This window comes from Paenarthrobacter sp. CM16 (assembly GCF_013179505.1).
Lineage (GTDB): Bacteria > Actinomycetota > Actinomycetes > Actinomycetales > Micrococcaceae > Arthrobacter.
This window is the reverse complement of sequence record NZ_JABMCX010000072.1, coordinates 1-17794: the sequence shown is the minus strand read 5'-3', so window position 1 is coordinate 17794 and position 17794 is coordinate 1. Positions and strand designations below refer to the sequence as shown.

The window sequence follows — 17794 nt, the reverse complement described above, 5'->3', positions numbered from 1 at the left end:
CCAACGTTGCCGCGCTCCACCAGTGCCTGCCAGGCGGTCAAAGCCACCAGCGGAAGCGAACCCGCTTCCTCCATGCTGATGGTGGCCGGTTTGATGGCCAGGTCATCCTCGGCCACGGCGATGCGCTCCGCGAAGGTTCCAATCGTGTCGTTGCCGGGTCGGGCAAAGACCTCATCGCCGGGCTTGAAGGACCGCACCTTGGGCCCTACCTGCAGAACGACACCGGCAACGTCATGGCCCAGCACCTGCGGAAGCTTGTACGGGAGGATCTGCTTGAACTCCCCCAACCTGATCTTCTCGTCCAACTGATTCAGGCCGGCTGCGTGGACCTGGACCAGCGCATCGCGCTCGCCGAGCACAGGCTCAGGAACGTCGGCCTGCTGCAGTGGTTCCTTGTATTGGTTGAGGACGAAGGCTTTCATGCGGGTTCTCCAATGTCTGATTTACTGACTGAACTCAATTATGAGTGCACTCAGTAAATTAAGCAAGAGGCCGCTTGGGTGGCTCCCCGGAAGGACCTTGTTGCAGCAAAGTAAGCATGCTTAGCTTAAGAACACCCCGGCTCCCACCCTCCAGCGGGAGTCGGGTTCCGAACCCCAAAGGAGAGACCCATGGCAACCTGCGATACGTGCGGAAACGAGTACGACAAAACCTTCACCATCACCCAGGGAGAACGGACCGGCACCTTCGACAGCTTCGAATGCGCCATTCACGCGATGGCCCCCAATTGCGGACACTGCGGCTGCCGCATCCTCGGCCACGGCGTGGAAAACGAAACCGGCATGTTCTGCTGCGAGCACTGCGCCCAGCACACCGGCGCATAATCGGCAGGTACGCGTTCACCGCTGGCCCCGCACTACATAATGGTCGAGTGGGATGGCGGAAAAATGATGGCGCGAAAGAGCGATGGCGCACTAAAACACGATTGCCCTTGATCGTTGAGGCCATGGCGGGGTCCGAGGAAGATCCCGCCGTGCAGCGGCTGATCGATGTCTTCGGCGGTCACCCGGTGGCAGCCAAGGAACGGCTGGTGGGCGAACCTGCTTACCTTTCGCGGCGGCTGCAGTTCGCCTCTGGCAGCGAAATCATCATGCACGACGACGCCGTCGTGGCAGTCGTGCTGCACGCAGCACCTACCGGGTTCGCAGCCAACGGGTTCAATCTTTCCCAGTGGATCCGGGGTCTGGACAAGAACGCCACCCTTGCCGACCTCAAAGCCGCCATCGACGCACCCCGCACCCTCGGCGGCATGGGATTCATGCTGGACGGCGCGTGCGCCGAACCAAGCTTCAAGAACAATCGCGGCTGGAATGACCCCGGCAACCTCCTCAGCATCAGTTTCACAGTGGAGGCTCCGCAACGCGCCTGCCGTCCCGAAGATGACGACTGCCCCAGTTGCAGCGATCTCCTGGTTCGAGCAAAGGCCCCGGGCAGCGGAGTCGACGTGGAGAACACCGTCGCCGCGCTCGCCAGCGCCGCAGCCGCGGGACTGATCACTGAGAGCGTTCGCTGGGTTCCGCTCGCCGACCTCCAAGCACTCCACGCATCCCGGCTCATGGAACGGGTGGAGAGCCAACTCAGCTGCACGACGTGCAAGCGAATCATCTGCCTGACCCTGTATCGCGAGTCACCAGCCACCTTCGAATACACCGTATTCGATAAAGCCCGGCAGCGACCCCTCGAAGCCATCCCGCCGGTTGAGCAGTGGGGTGATGACCTGAGGCTAGCCCAAGACCGCGACGCCATGCACTACGTGGACCACCAGCCTGGCTCATGGTTCCTGGTGGAACAGCAGGGATCCCTGTTCCTGGAAGCAAGGTACTGGCGCAACTCGATGGTGGATTCCTCGGCCCTGATCCGTTTGGACCAAGCCGAAACCGACTCCTACCGGACCGGCGGACACGATTACCTCTCCGAGCTCGTCCAGCAAATCGACAAGAGCGGCCCCCACACAGATGGGTCCCCGTATTTTCAGAGGGACCTCTACCGCGGGCCGGACAGTGCCAACTTATCCAAGTGTTTCGCAGCAGCCATCGTGAATCACACGTGGATTGCGGAGCAGCGCCGAGGGTCGTGATGCGCGCTCGACTCTCTCAGCGCTAAACCGCGGGCTTCCGCCACATCACGGCCAGCACCAGCACCACGGCACTGAGCCCCAGCATCACCAGGACCATGATCCCCCAGTTGGCTTGGTTCACGCCCGGACCGTAGAGGACGCCGATCAGCACGGTGGCCGTGATGGCCCCAAGGTAGCGGCAGGTCTGGAAAATCCCGGCGGCAACGCCCCGCTCCTCGGGACGGGCCGAAACATACAGGCCTTGGTTGGAAGCCGTGCTCACCACGCCATACGGAACGCCCATCAGCGCCGTCAATACGAACACCAGCGGAGCCCACAGCGTCATTGTCAGGAAACCCAGCGTTCCCGCCGCAACCGTCAGAATCAGGACGCCGGTGATCAGGACGGACCGAACACCGTACCGCTCAATGAACCTCACCGTCAGTGGCGTCACCACAACCGACAACGCCGCAAGGGGCAGCATCAGCAGGCCCACCACTCCGGCGTCGTAATTTCCGGCCTCCTGCAGCAACTGCGGCAGGCCGAAGAACGCGAAGTAGTAGACGCCACTGAACACGATGAACAGCAGGTAGACCAGCAGCAGCGGGCGATTCCGGCCCAGCAGGCGAAGATCCAGGAACGGCGGCTGAAAGCGCAACTCGCGCCAGGCGAAGAGTGCGCCGATCACGGTGGCGGCCCCCAGCAGGTACCAGCGGTAACCGGGCATGACGTTGAGCAGGGCCATCATGGCGAGCATCAGCGAGGTGACGAACGCGAGGATGCCGGGGATATCGGAATCGCGGATCAGTTGACCGAGCTTGCCGGTCTCGCGCCCGGAATCCACCGGTGCCACTTTGTACACCACGAACATGGCCAGCAAGGCGATGGGCACGTTGATCGCGAACAGCGCCTGCCACCCCACCAGGCTCACCAAAAGCCCACCCACAACGGGTCCCACCGCAGCTGCCGAGGTGTTTGCCATCTGGATCCGGCCCAAGGGCCGCGTGGACGGCAAGTTGGCCAGCTTGCTCAGCTCGGTGACCATCACGACGGCGGACGGGTACGCCGTCGCTGTCCCCACGGCCATGAGCGCGCGGGCCACGCAGACCAGCGCGAAGTTGGGGAGGAATGGGGCAATGGCGCAGGTGACCGCCACCAACGCCATCCCGAACATGAACAGGCGCCGAGGGCCGAAGCGGTCGGCGAGCCGCCCCATCAGCGGCTGGCCGGCGGCGGAGGCAAGATAGAAGGAGGTGATCACCCAGGTGACCGTGGCGACGTCGAGCTCGAAATGCTCCCTCAGGACCACCAACGCGACGGCGATCATGGACGAGTTCAGCGGATTCAGCGCCGTCCCGAGGCTCAGCGCAAAGATCGCGAGGCCGGGGCGGGGTTTGTTGGCGGTCACCCAACCCAGTGTGCTCCATTGTTGCCTCGGGTCACGAAACAGGGCCACAGGGCGGACTATCGCCGACGCTTACTGGGAGGATGCTCCCATAATCCACCTGTAGCATTACGCACACACTGCGCCGGACAAGCTAGGAATCTCATTTGGAAACTCTGGACCTCTCCCCCGTCAACCTGCGCGACCTCGGCGGGCTTCCCGTGTCCGGCGGCACCACCCGCTCCGGCGTGCTGCTCCGCAGCGACGACGTCTCGGTAATGCCTGCCGCGTTCGCCCAGCAAATGATTGACGACGGCGTCACGTCAGTCATCGATCTCCGCTCACCGGAGGAGGCACTCTTCACCGGGCGGGGTCCGTTGACCGTGGCCGGCGTCAGCTACCACCACCTGGCATTGACGGCATCCATTGCGTCGCCGGAAACCATCAGCCACGACATGATGACGGCCGCCACCACGCCCGCACACGTGGGCGCTTGGTACGCCAACCTGCTCGAGACCCAGGCCCGGCAGCTCGCCCTCGGCGTCACGCTGGTTGCCATGGCCGATGGCGCCACCGTCTTCCATTGCGCGGCCGGCAAGGATCGTACGGGAGTGTTCGCCGCCGTAGTGCTTTCTGCTTTGGGCGCTTCACCCGAAACCATCTCGGCCGATTACGCCGTCACGGCCGCCCGCCTGCCACAGCTGTTCCCGAGACTTAGGGCCATCCTGGGCGGGCTCATGCCGGATCGCGTCCTGGATGAGGAAGCCATCAAGAGCATGGGCGCCATGATGGGCGCGCACGCTGAGTCCATGGAAGCAATGCAGGCGCTGCTGATTGAGCGGCACGGAAGCGTGCTGGAGCCGGTGCGGCGTGCCGGGCTGTCCGACGCCACCATCGCCCAACTGCGTGAGCGTTTGGTGGTTCCGGGCAACTGAAGGCCGCCTACTCCTCGAAGTGCGTAGTGACCGTGCCCGAGGAAACTGCCGCGATGATCGACTTGGCCAGATGCCGCAGCTTAATGTTGCGGTTGCTGGATGCTGTGCGGAGGATGGTGAAGGCCTCATCCTGGCTGCACTTGTTCTGCGCCATGATCGCCCCGACAGCGAGGTCGATCACGGTGCGGGACTGCATGGCCGCAGCGAGGTCGTTTCTGGCATCGCTGAGCTGGGCGATCTTCAGGGCCAGACGCAACGACTTGGAAGCATGCGAGGCAAACACTTCGGCACGTTCTATGTCCAACTCGCTGAACGCATTGATCCGTTCCGAGTAAAGGTTCAGGGCCGCTCGGGTGTCACCCTCCACCAGGAGGGGGACGCTGAGGATGGATCGCAGTCCATGATGTGAGGCCGCCGCGACGTATTCCGGCCAGCGATGCTCCTTCAGCAGGTCCGGTACCAGCACGGAGGTCAGCTTATCCATGGCCGTGAGGCAGGGGCCCTCAAAGTCGTTTTGAAGTTCGTCCATTGCCTGGGCGCGGTCATCGCTGCTGGCCGCTGTGGCCGCCTTCTTCCGGCGCAGCACGGTGATGCCGCAAAAGACGGTGGCGTCGGGATGCGAGAGGCTCTCGGCAGAGAAAGCCGCGAGATCGGCGAGAAAAGCTTCTACATCTTCACTGCCCAGGACTAGATCCAAAAAGTATCCATTCTGGAGAGCTTCCTGCTCAGGGCGGGGGTTGACCATGCACGTTCCTACTGACTGAAATGCGTCCCCAGCAGACAGCAAAGGAGCGAAAAGGGCCGCCCTCTGCAAAACGGTCTGGCAATACCTTATCGTCCAACGATCAACGGTACAAAGTGCGGCTCGAAAGGTTTTGACCTGCGGCAACGCAAGCGGCGAGGAGCTATTTTGTCAACCCCGGGCAGGCTTTCGGATCAACCAAGAAGTAAGTAGGCTTACTATGCAAGCGCGGCCTGGTATCAGGCCTTTCATGCAAAGGAGTCAACTGATGGGCATAGAAGACAGCATCCGCAAGACGGCCGAAAACGCGATGGAAGATTTGGCCGGTACGTCCGATCCCGTGAACAATGACCGGGTCCCCGAGCCCGGCGAAAAGGATGACGACGTCCAGGTCCACTCCTCCATCAGCGAGGGCTCCAACGCCATGGACTCGGATGTGCCGGGCGAGAATGATGACCCGCGCACTGCCGGCCACGGCCACACGGATCGCGACAGCACGCAGGGCACTTCCGCACAGGGCACAGCTTCACACGGTACTGCTTCGCACGAGACAACGCACGACGCCGACACCCGCCGCGACAGCGAAGCGGACACTGACGTTTCCGCCGCCTCCGGTGACGTCTCCGGCCCGGCAGGACTGCCACAGGACGATCCCGACGATCTTCGCGCGGACCCTTCCGAAGGCGGCGGGGATCCGTCGACGAGCATGGGCCGGGGCTAGGTAGGCCCGACCCAGACGACTGGCTAAGACGCGGGGCTAAGCAGGCTCTGCCGAGACGCGGGCGAGGCAGGCTCTGCCAAGACGCCCGGCTAAGACCGCTCGGGGCTGGGAGGCTCGGGGTTAGGCAGACCCGGCTAAGAAACCGGCCCCGCCGTCGAGCCCCTCACCACCAACTCCGTGCCGAGTTCGATCCTCTGCGGCAACTCCTCATCACCTTCAAGGTGGCGGAGCAGCGCGCGCATGGCCGTCTCAGCCATCTGCACCACAGGCTGGCGGATGGTGGTGAGGCCGGGCTCGATCCATTCGGCGGCGGGGATGTCGTCGAAGCCGATAATGGAGAGATCCTCGGGAATCCGGAGGCCTGCCGAGCGCGCAGCCCTGTAGGCGCCGAGGGCTTGGGCGTCGTTGCCGGTGAAGATCGCCGTGGGCCGGTCGGGAAGGGCCAACAACGCCTCGGTCCCCCGCGCTCCGGACTCGGTGGAGAAGTCACCGGGCACCATGAGGGTCGGATCAGCTTCCACGCCCCCACGGCGCAGCGCGGCAAGGTACCCGTCTTCACGGGCACTGCTGCACTGGAGATCGTCACGGCCTCCGATCATGCCGATTCTCTTGTGGCCAAGCTTCAGCAAATGCTCGGTGGCCGAGAAAGCACCGTCCCAGTTGGCTGCGCCCACGGTCATGAGATCCGGTCCGGGCTGGCCCACAGGATCGATCAGGATTACGGGAATGCCGAGCGACTTGATCCGTTGGATCTGCTTGGAGTCCAGTTCGTACACGGCCAGCAGGACGCCGTCGGACTTTCGCTCTGCAAGGTTCGCCAGCCACGGCCGGATCCTCGAGCCGTCCAGCGACAAGCTGCTGACCACTGTGCCGTACCCGGCTTCCTGGGCCACCCGCTCCACGCCCTCGATGATCTCGCACGCCCATTCCGAACCCATGCCCGGGAAGACGAGGTCAATGAGTCCGGCCTTCTTGCTGCGCTTGGCGGGGCGTCGGGCGTAATCACGCTTGGCGATGATTTCTTCCACCCTCGCGCGGGTAGCTGCCGCGACGTGGGCATGGCCGTTGAGGACCTTGGAAACCGTGGGCACGGACACGCCGGCTTCCCGGGCGATCTCGCTGATCGTCGCCCGTCCCGAGTCCTGCTTGGTTACCATGGTCCCCACCTTCCCGGCCGGAAATCACGTCCCGGCGATGACAGTTTCGGAAAGTTCCCACGCTTGGATCCGGCCACACATGCCGTAGATCCTGCGGGTTTTCCGTTCGCCCATCGTAGTCCTCGCATCCTGCATGTAGAAACTTTCCATGGACTCAAGAGAGGCCAACTGCTCCCCTGTGAGCCCGGCCTGTCGCTCCGCACCCTCGTTGAGGTATCCGCGCCAGCGTTCGGTTTTCCCGCTCACCAAGCGCGCTGCGGCAGCATGAAAGTCTGCGAGCGCCGCGACCCCTGTTTCCTGCACGGCAGCTTTCAGTTCCAGATATCCCTCCAACGCCAGGTCACGACGACGGCGCGCAGCCGCCTCGGCGGACGCGTCACCGCCGTCGGCGTTCTTTGACGGCAGGGCGGCGGCGCGCGCGTAAGTATTGTGATCCACCAGGTGCTCGGGCGGAAACGTCATCACGGCGTCGCCATTCTCGGGCAGCCCTGCGTTCTGCATGACCACCAGAACCCTGAGGTCCCCCGAATCGTTGATGGCGCGGTGCACGGTACCGGGCGTAAACCAGACCACGGTTCCAGGCGTCAACGCAGTGGAAGTGAAGCCCCGGGAATCCAAAGTCTCCAGCCGCCCGACGCCCTGCTGCACCACATACGCCTCAGTAGAGGCCGTGTGCAGGTGCGGCGACCCTCCGGCCGCGCCATCCAGCCCGGGCCAATCGTAAATGCTGACCTCGGACACTGCGGTTGCGCCCGGGAACGATGTGCACATCTCAGGCCCAGGCATCCAACGCTGTTTTCGCAGCGTCGGCGAGCGCTGCGGCCTGCTGGTCTCCCAGCGCGCCGTCAGCAATCACGACGGCGTACCGGTACGTCAGCGGCTGCCCCTCCTTGAGCGGGACTACTTCGCTGAAGAACGGTGCCGAGCCGAGGCAGGCGAACATGGACGAGCGGGCAAACCACTGGTTGGAGGCACCCGGGTTGGCTTGGTCCTCGACGAACAGGATGCTGGACTTCCGGCAGGTGACATCGTGCTGGCCGGTGAAGGCGATCCATGGTGAGCGAGTGCCCATGAACTCGTCCCCGCCGGTCCCGTTTTCGGATCGGAATTCCCCGCCGGTGAAGGACCGGGGTCCGCGCCAGAACAGGCCGCCGTATCCCGCGTTGTCGCGTCCCTCGGTGGTGGGGCTGCCGATCCCGATCCCAGCACCGGAAACGTTCTCCATGGTGGTTTCGAAGAGGATCGTCCACGCGTTGCCCGCCGGGAGGAGTTGAATGGCGAAACGGCGCTGTTCGCGGATGAGGGGCGCGCCCTGCTGCCCGGGTTCGGCTGGCTGAGCGGTCCAGAGAAGCGTTTCCGCTGCGGTGATCCCCGCGCCGGCGCCCTCTATGCCGGTGACCTCGATGCTCGTGAAGCCCTCGTGGTTCATGGCCCCGTTGTTGTCCAGGTTCGCGTAGCCGGTCTCGCGGGTATAGGTGGCTCCGCCCCAGAAGTTGTGCGCGCCCACGTTCGGCAGCGCCCAGGACAGGCCCTTGTGCCACACGTGATCCCACGGCCTGGAAATAGTGACCTCGTCTCCCTCCAAGGTGGTGAGTGGGTGGAAGAAGGGGCGGGGGCTCTCGTACTGGTCATCCGTGGGACGGTACGTGTAGGTGGCGATGTCCCGGGTGCCGACGGTGAACGTCAGGGAACTGCCATCATCGGTGTAGCTAACGGTGTCGGTCAGGGCTGTGGTGGTCTGGGCTGTGGTGGGCTGGGCTGTAGAGGTCTGGGCGGTGGTGGTCATCAGGGTCTCCGTTATGGGGTGTGGTTTCAGGCGCGGGCTGTGGAGGCGAGGACGCGGGTGCCGCGGCCCTCGCCGTCCATGCCCTCATAGAAGGGGTGGCCGGGAACGATCTCGCCACGTCGCACGGGCAGGCCGGTGAAGGCCGAGGCGTAAATGGCGGCAGCGAACTCCAGCGTTTGCCGCGCAGAGTCCGCTCCGGCTGGGAGCGGCAGTCCGGCGTCGAGCGCGTCATACATGGCAAGGAACTGGGCGGAGTGGCCGCTGCCGCGCTCCAACGGCTTCGCGGTCCACGCGGCGGTCACGGCGTCCTCATGTCCGGGGGCCGCGGTGATGGTCCAGTCCTTGGTGCCGTATCCGTAGAGGTGACTGAGTTCGATGGTGGCGAATTCGCAGTCGACGCGGATGTCCGAGGTTTCCCGCGGCGAGAGCAAGGAGTTGATGACAGTGGCCGCGGCGCCGTTCTCGAACCGGACCAATGCGGCAGAGAAGTCCTCGGTGGAGGTGGCGCGGGCCTGCCGTGAGGCGATGGCAGTGACCTCTTCCCACGGTCCCAACAGGTGGAGCAGGAGATCGAACTGGTGGATGCCATGGCCCATGGTGGGTCCACCGCCCTCGGCCTTCCATGTGCCACGCCAAGGGAGCTCGAAGTACTCGTCCGGGCGGTACCAGAGGGTGTCGCAGCGGGCTACGAGCGGGCGGCCGAAGTCGCTGCCGCCGATCAGGTTGCGGGCAGCAGCCGAGGCATCGCCGAAACGGTGTTGGAAGACGCAGGAGAACTGCGCGCCGCCCTTGGCCTGGGCTTCGTTGAGACGGTCAAAGTCGGCCAGGCTGAGCGCCGGCGGCTTCTCGGAGAGGACGTGGACGCCGGCTTCGAGGCACTCGATCGCTTGGTCGATGTGCATCATGGGCGGAGTGCAGAGGTGCACGATGTCCGGCTTTGCCTCGGCCAGGAGCTCGGTGAGGCTTTGGTATCGGCCCGCGATGCCGTGCTCATCCGCGAAGCTCTGCAGGCGGGCCTCGTCCACATCGCACGCTGCCACCAGCTCCGCCCGATGATCGGTCCGCGCCAGATTGGATGCGTGGACTGTCGCGATGCCGCCGGTGCCGACAAGGGCCACTCTGTACGTCTGCATGTGAGTCTCTCCGTTGGGATTCATTTCCGAAAGTTTCTTATTTTGTCTTGAGAGTATCTGCGCCCTCAAGTTGGCTACTTCCGCTTCAGGGTTCAACGCTATGAAGCCTGAGCTCACCAAGTCAAGGGTTTGGGACTATGGAAACTAAATACGTATTTCTGATAGTTTCTAAAAATCATCAGCAGAATCCAAGGAGAAGCCTGTGAGCACCGGCGCCGCCGATCAGCAAGCACTTGCCCGCGTTCCGGCGTCGGACGTCGTAGAGCACCTCATCCGTGAAATGACCCTCGAGGAAAAGCTCGCCCAGTTGGCGGGAGTATGGGTCAACGCCTCCACCGACGGCGACTCCGTGGCTCCGCTGCAAAACCAGATGGCAGGGGACGCCCGTTCCTGGGACGAGATGATCGCTGACGGGCTGGGCCAGATCACGCGCATGTACGGCACTGTTCCCCTTGAACCGGCTGAGGGCGCCCGTCGATTGGCCGCCGCGCAGGAGCAGATCATGGCTGCTTCCCGTTTCGGCATCCCTGCCCAGGTGCACGAGGAATGTCTGGCGGGCCTGGCCGCGTGGAAGGCCACGGCATTTCCGGTTCCATTGGCTTGGGGCGCCACCTTCAACCCGTCCCTGGTGCAGGAGATGGCCACCAGGATTGGCGCGAGCATGCGGTCCCTGGGCGTTCACCAAGGCCTGGCCCCGGTGCTGGATGTGGTGCGGGATCTCCGCTGGGGTCGTGTGGAGGAGACGATCGGCGAGGACCCCTACTTGGTGGGAACCGTAGCCACTGCGTACGTCCAAGGCCTGGAATCCACCGGTATCGTTGCAACGCTCAAACACTTCGTGGGCTACTCAGCCTCCCAAGCCGGCCGCAACCACGCGCCCGTCTCCATGGGACCCCGGGAACTCGCCGACGTCATGCTTCCACCGTTTGAAATGGCGATCCGCCACGGTGCTCCCCGTTCGGTAATGCACGCTTATACCGACGTCGACGGCGTACCGGCCGCCGCGAACCGCGCACTGTTGACCGGGCTGCTTCGTGAGGAATGGGGTTTCACCGGGACGGTGGTCGCCGACTACTTCGGCGTTGCCTTCCTGGACGTCACCCATGGCGTGGCCGCAGATTCCGGTGACGCCGCCGTGCTGGCCCTGGGTGCCGGCGTCGACGTCGAACTGCCTACCGTGAACTGCTTCGGTGAGCCGCTGCTGCGCCGCATCCGCGAGGGCGCGCTGGAGGAATCCGTGGTGGACGAAGCCCTGCGCCGGGTGCTGAGGCAGAAGGCGGAGGTCGGCTTGTTGTCGCCTGACTTCTCCCCCGTTCCGGCGGTGTTGTCTGATCCTGCGGGACCGGACGTGATCGACCTCGATCCCGCTCCGAACCGCTCGCTGGCGCGGGAGTTGGCCGCCCAATCGCTGGTGCTGCTGAGCAACCGGAAGTTCGACCGCGCTCCGGCACTCCCGCTCGGGCACGTCGGTTCACTGGGCGTGGTGGGTCCCTTGGCCGATGACCCCTTCGCGATGCTGGGCTGCTACTCCTTTGACGCCCATGTGGGAGCTTCACACCCGGAAGTGCCCATGGGCATCTCCGTTCCATCCGTGGCAGGCGTTGCTTCAGAACGGTTTGGATCAGTGGCCACGTCGGTCACCGGAAACTGCGAGGCCGCCACCGAGGAACAGATCGCCGAAGCCTGCCAGGTGGCAGCCTCCGTGGACACGTGCGTGGTGGTGGTGGGCGACAACGCAGGCCTGTTCGGCAGGGGCACCTCGGGTGAAGGAAACGACGCCGCCGACCTCCGCCTGCCCGGCGACCAACACCGAATGCTGGACCGTATCCTCGTTTCCTGTGCTGAGTCCGGAACGCGCGCCGTGGTGGTTGTGCTGAGCGGTCGCCCGTCCGCTTTGGGCGACTTCACTGACCGTGCCGACGCGATCGTCCAAGGATTCTTCCCGGGCGAAGAAGGGGCCGAGGCGCTCTGGGACGTGCTCACCGGCGTCGTCAATCCGTCCGGCAAGCTTCCCGTCTCAGTGCCACGCTCCCCCGGCGGCCAGCCCGGCACCTACCTGCATTCCAAGCTCGCTGGTCCCAGTGGCGTCAGCGCGCTGGACCCCTCACCGCTGTTCGGCTTCGGGCACGGCCTGTCCTACACAACGTTCGAGTTGACCGGGCACCAGTGCAGCGCGCCCACCATGTCGACGTCGGACTCGGTCACCGTCAGCTGCACGGTTACCAACACCGGTTCCCGTGGCGGCGCCGAAATTGTTCAGCTGTACCTGGAAGATCCGGTGGGCGAAGTGGTCCGTCCCGTGCGCGAGCTGATCGGCTATGCCCGCGTCGAGCTGGAAGCCGGTGCGTCCGCCGTCGTGGATTTTGCCGTTCATGCCGACCGCACCTCCTTCACAGGCCTGGACCTTCAGCGCGTGGTGACGCCCGGATTGGTGAAGCTCCACGTCGCCACCTCCAGCACCGCCGACGCCCAAACGCATGAGGTGATCCTGCACGGGCCGCGCCGGGTGGTGGGATTCGAGCGGGAGATGCTGACGCCGGTGGAGGTACGGCCCCTCCCCTGACTGGTGTACGGCCACCACCCACTTTGGGCTGCACGCGGGGCTAATGCAGCCCATAGCGGTTGTTTATCGGGGCCGCCGGGCTGAAAGTGGGTGGTGAAGGCACAGCCTGAGCACGGGTAGGCTTCGGGGATGCTCCCCCACCCCACGCCCCGGCTACGTTTCCGCCAAATGACACTCGCTGATCTGGACGTGATGAACTCGATGCTCAGTGATCCCGAGGTGATGACGTATTACCCCGCTCCCAAAACCCGCGACGAAGCGGCTGCCTGGATCGAATGGAACCAGACGAACTACGCCCGTTACGGGTACGGGCTGTGGATCGTTGAAACTCACGACGGCGGATTTGTCGGGGACTGCGGGTTGACTTGGCAACAGGTCAATGGGCGGTCCGAGCTTGAGGTTGGTTACCACGTTCGCCGCGAGCTGCAGGGCCGGGGGTACGCCTCGGAAGCTGCGTTGGCGTGCCGGGATTTTGCGCGCGATGTCCTGGGGGTGGAGCTCCTTGTGGCCATCATCCATCCGGAGAATGTGGCGTCGCGCCGGGTTGCTGAGCGGCTGGGGATGCGGCACCTTGAAGATGATGGGGGCGGATCCGGCGGCGAACACATTGTGCGGACCGTGATGGGCGTTGAGTTGGGTTAGCTGATATGCCATCAGGGTGTACCGTCACCACCCACTTTGGATTCCGATAGGCCGTAATGCACCCAATTTCGGTTGCACAGCGGCCTATCCGGGTTCAAAGAAGGTCAGGAAGCCACGCCTCCACAGCAGGGAAGTGCCGAAATGCAGCAGTCCACCCCGCTACCAGGCGAGGTCGGGCGCCCCAAGGGAGACAAACCGAGGCGACACACGGTCTCCGGAATCCACCAACTCCCGCAGCTCGCGGGCCGCCACCCGAGGATCCTTGGAAGCATCGGACTGCCCCATCCCCGTGGCCAGCTTCCCAGGGTGGACGGCCCAGCACCGCACTTGGCCGGCGAGGTCCTGGGCGAGGGAGATGGTCAGCATGTTTTGCGCAGCCTTGGAGATTTTGTAGGCGTAGCTCGTGGAAAGGTCCGAGTAGTCGCCCCTGGCCTGCGCTGCCACTGAGCCCAGGCGGGACGTGACGTTGATGATCACCGGATCCGGCGCGGCCAACAGGTTCGGAAGGACGGCCTGCACCAGACGCAAAGGGCCTGCCACATTGACGTCGACGGCGTTCATGACACCGTCCGCTGCAATGTCACCAAGGTTGGAATGCCGGGCTCCCTGAGCAGCATTATTAATCAGTACATCGATGTGGCTGTCCCCGATGGCTGAGAGTAGCTCTGGAGATGGCTCGTACCGGACATCGTGGGTGACTGCGGTGACGTGCTGCCGATCGGCCCACTCTGCGGGTGTCCGGGTGAGCGCGACAACCGCCCATCCGGCGTCGGAAAATTCTTCCACCAATGACTTCCCCAGACCGCGGCCGGCACCGGTAATGACGGCGAGCCTTTTGCGTGGCGTCAAGCGAACCGCACGTCCGTGTCCGGGTCCTTGCGGGAATCCAACATACTGATGATTTTGCTCTCGAGCGCGGCAACCGTCGCCTCCGGCAGGACAATCAGGCCGTCGAGCTCTTTGCGGGCCCGCTTGTACGCGGTTTGCCGCTCGGCAGGGGTGGCGGCAGTGTCTTCGGCGATGCGCAGCAGCTTCCTCGCCGTCGCAAGCCGTTGGCGTTCGGGGCCACTGAAGTTGCCGTCCTTGATGCGTCGGGCCTCCCGCTCGGCGACATCGAAAGCGAGTTCGTAGCTGTGGACGGCCGCGCGGTATTCAGCCAGCCGGGCCGGCGTCGAAATCTGCTCGGGCTTGGCGGGGCGCAAGCCGTCCGCCTCCTTCTTGGCGCGCAGGAAGGCGACCGTGAGCGGCTCGCGCACATCGGTCATGAGCGGGAAATCAATGAGGTTGCCGACGTCCAGCTCATAGTCGAGCCATCTGTGGTTCACGGAATCGTGCGCGGCAATCAATGACACGACCTCGGCCTGGTTCGCTTCCTCGTGCACCGCCAACTGGTTCTGCAACTTCAACAACTCCACCTTGCGGCGATGCCGTTCCTCGCTGGCCTTGGACCACGACCGTGCCCAGCCACCAGCCATCCCGCCGATAGGGAAAATGAGCCACCAGTAACTGCCAAGGAAGTCGAAGAGGGGTTCCACTGCTCCATCCTCCCACCGGCTTGGACCAGGCCTCAACAGGACCGGCCAAGTTGGCTACTTTGTGATGGTCAGCGGCTTGGACGGCTCCGCGCAGGAGGCTCTCTCAAGCTCGACCTCACCCTGGTTCGCCCGGTTGTTCGTGCCCGTGTCATCGCACCAGTCGACACCAAAGGGCTCGGCCTTCACAGCCATGAGACCTGGAGACGAGATCAATGGGACATTAACCATGACCGTGAACCCGCCTGCATCAGACATGGGAGCCAAGGTGTTGAGGACGTCTTCTCCGGAAGCATCCGTCAAGACAATACGAACCTGCGCGTCCGATCCATAGCGGGGATCGCATTTCGCCTCCGGTGCCGAAACCGTGACCACGTCACCCGGCCCTGCCGACGAAGGGGACACTTGATAATCGGGCGGCATGCACGGCAGTGAACCCAAGGAAGGGCTACATCCGGCAGTCCCCATCGTGAGGAAAAGGGCCGACGCCAGAATCCATGACTCTGTGCTACGGCACCTGGGCTGCGCTGGTTTGGCCATGCCTTCATTGTTGACGCTTCCGGCGGGCAACGGACACTGTCGGCATCGAATGGCTCCCGAATCATTGCCGGGCTCCGCCAACGTTGATGCACCAACCGCCCCAGGTGCGTCACGCCGTCGTACCTTCCCGCTAGGCTTCCCCTATGGACCAGCGACTGCACTTCCTCACGTTCGCCACGCCTGACCTCGATGCCGCACGGGCCTTCTACAAGGACGGACTCGGGTGGGATCCGGCCATGGACGTGCCCGGTGAGATTCTCTTCTTCCAGATAGCGCCGGGGCTGATGCTCGGCCTTTTCGATGCCGACAAGTTCGATCAGGACCTCGGTGCCAGCACCCCGACGCAGGGCGTCAGCGGCGTGACGCTTTCCCACAACGTCGGCAGCGCAGCAGAGGTTTCCAGCACCATCGAGGCGCTGGCGGCGGCTGGTGCGACGGTTTTGAAACCGGCGCAGGCAGGCGCATTTGGCGGGATCTTCCACGGCCACGTCAAGGATCCGAACGGCATCATCTGGGAGATCGCCCATAACCCCGGCTGGAACATCAACGACGACGGAACGGTGGTTTTCGGATGAGCGCACTGCCGCACACTTTCACTGAGGACGTCATCAACCAGGACGCCCGGACCCAGTTCGACACCTTCCTGGACGAGCACCGCCGGGCCCTCAACGAGTGCCTCGACGGGCTCACCGAAGAACAGGCACGACGGCGGCTGGTCGCCTCGCGCACTACGCTCCTGGGCTTGGTGAAACATGCAACCTTCGTGGAAAAGGTGTGGTTCGACGAAGCCATCACGTGCCGATCCCGGGCAGAGATCGGCATACCGGCGACGCCTGATGAGTCGTTCATCCTGGAAGATCACGACACCATTGCCAGCATTCAACGCGCCCATGCGGAAGCTTGCTCGGAGTCCAGGGAGGCGGCCTCATCCCTTGGGCTCGATGACCTTGTGCTCGGGAACCGTCGCGGACCGCTGCCCCTTAGATGGGTATACCTCCACATGCTCCGCGAGCTCGCCCAGCATTGCGGGCATGCGGATATTCTGCGGGAGCAGATCACTCGGTAGCCGGGGACCCTAAAAATGTCAGACCCCCCTGACACGATGTTTTTATGGAAGAAACAGGGCAGCCGACAGCACTGAGGGCGGAATCGTCCCCTGCTGTCGCTGCCCTTGCCGCCATCCGGTCACGGCGCTTCTTGAGCAAGCCTGATTTACTGAAGGCCGGGTTCAAGGATTCGACGGCGCCCGTCACCTTAATCGGCCACTTCCACGGCGCTGGGGTGCCCAACAGCAAGGCCAAGTCCGCTCCGACAGCCGACGCTCCCGCCCTCGGAATGATCCCGGCCGTCCAACCGATCAAACGTCTCGACACCGCGGCGCCCGAACACCTTTCGGTTGCCGGGCCGGACCTGGCGGCGCTTCTTAATGACAGCTCGGCACTTCTGGGCTCAGCGCGGTTGTCCGCTGCCGGCAAGGCTTCTCTGCTGGGGTTTGGGGAGGCGGCTGACTTTGCGGGCAAGGTTGAGGAGATCGCCCGGTCGGTGGAGTACTTGCAGGTTGTCGCGGCGCAGGCTGTGGAGTTGACGCGGACGGCGGCGTTACAGGCCAGTCCGGGGTCCTCGGACGCTGCGTCGGAGTGGCGGACGGGCTGGACTGAAACTGTGCCGGAAACTGACGCGGGTTCTCTTTCCGGCGCGGGTTCTGGTACCGGCGCGGGTTCTGGTACCGGCGCGGGTTCTGGTTCCGGCGCGGGCTCTGGTTCCGGCGCGGGCTCTCTTTCCGGCGGGGGCTCCGGTACTAGCGCGGGCTCTTTTTCAGGTGGAGGTTCTGAGGCGCCGGCAGCCGGGTCCAGGGCCAGTGTTGTGGATGACGGGTACCGGGACGCGGCACAGTTCCTGCGGGCACGGTTGCGGATCGGTATCGGCGAGGCCCGGCGCAGGCTCGCCCTCGCCCCGGATGTCCTCCCCCAACCCGGCATAATTGGCCAGGACATCCCCGCCCGACGCGTGATCCTCGCCGAAGCCCTGGCCTCCGGAGAACTGCCCTCCCGCTCAGCGTCGATCATCAGCAGTGCCCTGGACAAAGTCAGGAACCTCACCGACGACGCCACCATCACCCGGATGGAACACGCCCTGACCAAAACCGCGGTCGAGACCGACCCGGACTTCGTCACCACCATGGCCAAACGCTGGACCGAATCCATCGACCAGGACGGCCCAGAACCCTCCGAGGAAGTCCTCCGCCAACACCAAGGCGCGTTCCTGCGCCGCCGACGCCGCTACGGCCTGCACCACATCGAAATTTTCGCCACCGCCGAACAATACGAAACCCTCACCACCACCATGAACACCGCCACCAACCCACGCCTGACCACAGCTGGAACCGCGGCCGGCCCTGACCTTGACCGGCGCTCCCGGGCCCAGAAACTCCTGGACGGCCTCACCGGTGCCTGCAGCCTCGCCATGACCACCGCGAAACTACCCTCCAACGGCGGACTCCGACCCCAACTCACCGTCACCATCGACTACAACGAACTCTTCGATCAACTCACCCAACACAACCCGCCCGGCAATGACGCCAGGACAGGCACCGGCACCGCTAC

Annotated in this window: 19 protein-coding genes; 9 read left to right on the top strand and 10 right to left on the bottom strand. The window is 64.2% G+C overall.

The features are described 5' to 3' along the window. The coding region (locus HP499_RS08520; RefSeq protein WP_172323664.1) for an NADP-dependent oxidoreductase at nt 1-422 on the bottom strand (422 nt) is incomplete at its 3' end. Between the two features lie 189 nt (nt 423-611). On the opposite strand from HP499_RS08520, the gene HP499_RS08515 reads away from it, so the two are divergent. Continuing rightward, nucleotides 612-824, top strand: a complete 213-nt coding sequence (locus HP499_RS08515; RefSeq protein ID WP_026542949.1) for a hypothetical protein — start codon at nt 612-614, stop codon at nt 822-824. Between the two features lie 47 nt (nt 825-871). Beyond that, nucleotides 872-2077, top strand: coding sequence for a hypothetical protein (locus HP499_RS08510; protein ID WP_172323663.1), 1206 nt, complete (start codon nt 872-874; stop codon nt 2075-2077). A 22-nt stretch (nt 2078-2099) separates the two neighbouring features. Here the strand turns inward: HP499_RS08510 and HP499_RS08505 are convergent, their stop codons facing one another. Next, on the bottom strand, nt 2100-3464 hold the full coding sequence (locus HP499_RS08505; protein ID WP_172323662.1) for an MFS transporter: 1365 nt from the start codon (nt 3462-3464) through the stop codon (nt 2100-2102). Nucleotides 3465-3607: 143 nt separating this feature from the next. Between HP499_RS08505 and HP499_RS08500 the strand changes: the two genes are divergently transcribed. Beyond that, the gene (locus HP499_RS08500) at nt 3608-4375 is read left to right on the top strand and encodes a tyrosine-protein phosphatase (RefSeq protein WP_172323661.1); all 768 of its coding nucleotides are present in this window, start codon (nt 3608-3610) and stop codon (nt 4373-4375) included. Between the two features lie 7 nt (nt 4376-4382). Here the strand turns inward: HP499_RS08500 and HP499_RS08495 are convergent, their stop codons facing one another. Beyond that, nucleotides 4383-5120 (bottom strand): GAF and ANTAR domain-containing protein, encoded by a 738-nt coding sequence (locus HP499_RS08495; protein WP_172323660.1) that lies wholly within the window; start codon nt 5118-5120, stop codon nt 4383-4385. 265 nt (nt 5121-5385) lie between these two features. On the opposite strand from HP499_RS08495, the gene HP499_RS25080 reads away from it, so the two are divergent. Further along, complete coding sequence (locus HP499_RS25080) at nt 5386-5838, top strand: hypothetical protein (protein WP_253951475.1); 453 nt, start codon at nt 5386-5388, stop codon at nt 5836-5838. Between the two features lie 134 nt (nt 5839-5972). On the opposite strand, the gene HP499_RS08485 is transcribed toward HP499_RS25080, so the two are convergent. From HP499_RS08485 to HP499_RS08470, 4 genes are read right to left on the bottom strand one after another with little or no spacing between them, the layout of a single operon-like run. Continuing rightward, nucleotides 5973-6995, bottom strand: coding sequence for a LacI family DNA-binding transcriptional regulator (locus HP499_RS08485; RefSeq protein WP_091550978.1), 1023 nt, complete (start codon nt 6993-6995; stop codon nt 5973-5975). A gap of 24 nt (nt 6996-7019) precedes the next feature. Then, on the bottom strand, nt 7020-7781 hold the full coding sequence (locus HP499_RS08480) for a cupin domain-containing protein (RefSeq protein WP_375154247.1): 762 nt from the start codon (nt 7779-7781) through the stop codon (nt 7020-7022). Further along, nucleotides 7768-8781 carry a PmoA family protein gene (locus HP499_RS08475; protein ID WP_172323659.1) on the bottom strand — a complete coding sequence of 338 codons (1014 nt, stop codon included), beginning with the start codon at nt 8779-8781 and terminating at the stop codon, nt 7768-7770. Before HP499_RS08475 ends, HP499_RS08480 begins: the two co-directional genes overlap by 14 nt. A 26-nt stretch (nt 8782-8807) precedes the next feature. Then, on the bottom strand, nt 8808-9914 hold the full coding sequence (locus tag HP499_RS08470) for a Gfo/Idh/MocA family protein (protein ID WP_172323658.1): 1107 nt from the start codon (nt 9912-9914) through the stop codon (nt 8808-8810). 202 nt (nt 9915-10116) lie between these two features. Between HP499_RS08470 and HP499_RS08465 the strand changes: the two genes are divergently transcribed. Together HP499_RS08465 and HP499_RS08460 are read left to right on the top strand one after the other, a co-directional pair. Next, nucleotides 10117-12477 (top strand): glycoside hydrolase family 3 N-terminal domain-containing protein, encoded by a 2361-nt coding sequence (locus HP499_RS08465; RefSeq protein ID WP_172323657.1) that lies wholly within the window; start codon nt 10117-10119, stop codon nt 12475-12477. A gap of 129 nt (nt 12478-12606) precedes the next feature. After that, on the top strand, nt 12607-13119 hold the full coding sequence (locus HP499_RS08460) for a GNAT family N-acetyltransferase (RefSeq protein WP_172323656.1): 513 nt from the start codon (nt 12607-12609) through the stop codon (nt 13117-13119). 159 nt (nt 13120-13278) lie between these two features. On the opposite strand, the gene HP499_RS08455 is transcribed toward HP499_RS08460, so the two are convergent. The 3 genes from HP499_RS08455 to HP499_RS08445 are packed head-to-tail and all read right to left on the bottom strand — an operon-like array spanning nt 13279 to nt 15074. Further along, nucleotides 13279-13968, bottom strand: a complete 690-nt coding sequence (locus tag HP499_RS08455) for an SDR family NAD(P)-dependent oxidoreductase (RefSeq protein ID WP_172323655.1) — start codon at nt 13966-13968, stop codon at nt 13279-13281. After that, complete coding sequence (locus HP499_RS08450; RefSeq protein WP_172323654.1) at nt 13965-14654, bottom strand: hypothetical protein; 690 nt, start codon at nt 14652-14654, stop codon at nt 13965-13967. The genes HP499_RS08455 and HP499_RS08450 overlap by 4 nt, the downstream gene beginning before the upstream one ends. Before the next feature lie 54 nt (nt 14655-14708). Continuing rightward, complete coding sequence (locus HP499_RS08445) at nt 14709-15074, bottom strand: hypothetical protein (RefSeq protein ID WP_172323653.1); 366 nt, start codon at nt 15072-15074, stop codon at nt 14709-14711. Nucleotides 15075-15334: 260 nt separating this feature from the next. On the opposite strand from HP499_RS08445, the gene HP499_RS08440 reads away from it, so the two are divergent. The 3 genes from HP499_RS08440 to HP499_RS25075 form a co-directional block, all read left to right on the top strand. Continuing rightward, on the top strand, nt 15335-15766 hold the full coding sequence (locus HP499_RS08440; protein ID WP_172323652.1) for a VOC family protein: 432 nt from the start codon (nt 15335-15337) through the stop codon (nt 15764-15766). Then, on the top strand, nt 15763-16257 hold the full coding sequence (locus HP499_RS08435; RefSeq protein ID WP_172323651.1) for a DinB family protein: 495 nt from the start codon (nt 15763-15765) through the stop codon (nt 16255-16257). Before HP499_RS08440 ends, HP499_RS08435 begins: the two co-directional genes overlap by 4 nt. 44 nt (nt 16258-16301) lie before the next feature. Then, nucleotides 16302-17794, top strand: a 1493-nt coding sequence (locus tag HP499_RS25075) for a DUF222 domain-containing protein (RefSeq protein WP_253951474.1), incomplete at its 3' end; no start/stop codon positions are given.

Excerpts from the sequence above, each read along its gene's own strand:
- HP499_RS08495 (WP_172323660.1), bottom strand. The coding sequence starts at position 5,120 with ATGGTCAACCCCCGCCCTGAGCAGGAAGCTCTCCAGAATGGATACTTT.
- HP499_RS08445 (WP_172323653.1), bottom strand. The coding sequence starts at position 15,074 with ATGCCGCCCGATTATCAAGTGTCCCCTTCGTCGGCAGGGCCGGGTGAC.
- HP499_RS08475 (WP_172323659.1), bottom strand. The coding sequence starts at position 8,781 with ATGACCACCACCGCCCAGACCTCTACAGCCCAGCCCACCACAGCCCAG.
- HP499_RS08435 (WP_172323651.1), top strand. The coding sequence starts at position 15,763 with ATGAGCGCACTGCCGCACACTTTCACTGAGGACGTCATCAACCAGGAC.
- HP499_RS25080 (WP_253951475.1), top strand. The coding sequence starts at position 5,386 with ATGGGCATAGAAGACAGCATCCGCAAGACGGCCGAAAACGCGATGGAA.
- HP499_RS08460 (WP_172323656.1), top strand. The coding sequence starts at position 12,607 with ATGCTCCCCCACCCCACGCCCCGGCTACGTTTCCGCCAAATGACACTC.
- HP499_RS08485 (WP_091550978.1), bottom strand. The coding sequence starts at position 6,995 with ATGGTAACCAAGCAGGACTCGGGACGGGCGACGATCAGCGAGATCGCC.
- HP499_RS08480 (WP_375154247.1), bottom strand. The coding sequence starts at position 7,781 with ATGCCTGGGCCTGAGATGTGCACATCGTTCCCGGGCGCAACCGCAGTG.
- HP499_RS08440 (WP_172323652.1), top strand. The coding sequence starts at position 15,335 with ATGGACCAGCGACTGCACTTCCTCACGTTCGCCACGCCTGACCTCGAT.
- HP499_RS08515 (WP_026542949.1), top strand. The coding sequence starts at position 612 with ATGGCAACCTGCGATACGTGCGGAAACGAGTACGACAAAACCTTCACC.
- HP499_RS08470 (WP_172323658.1), bottom strand. The coding sequence starts at position 9,914 with ATGCAGACGTACAGAGTGGCCCTTGTCGGCACCGGCGGCATCGCGACA.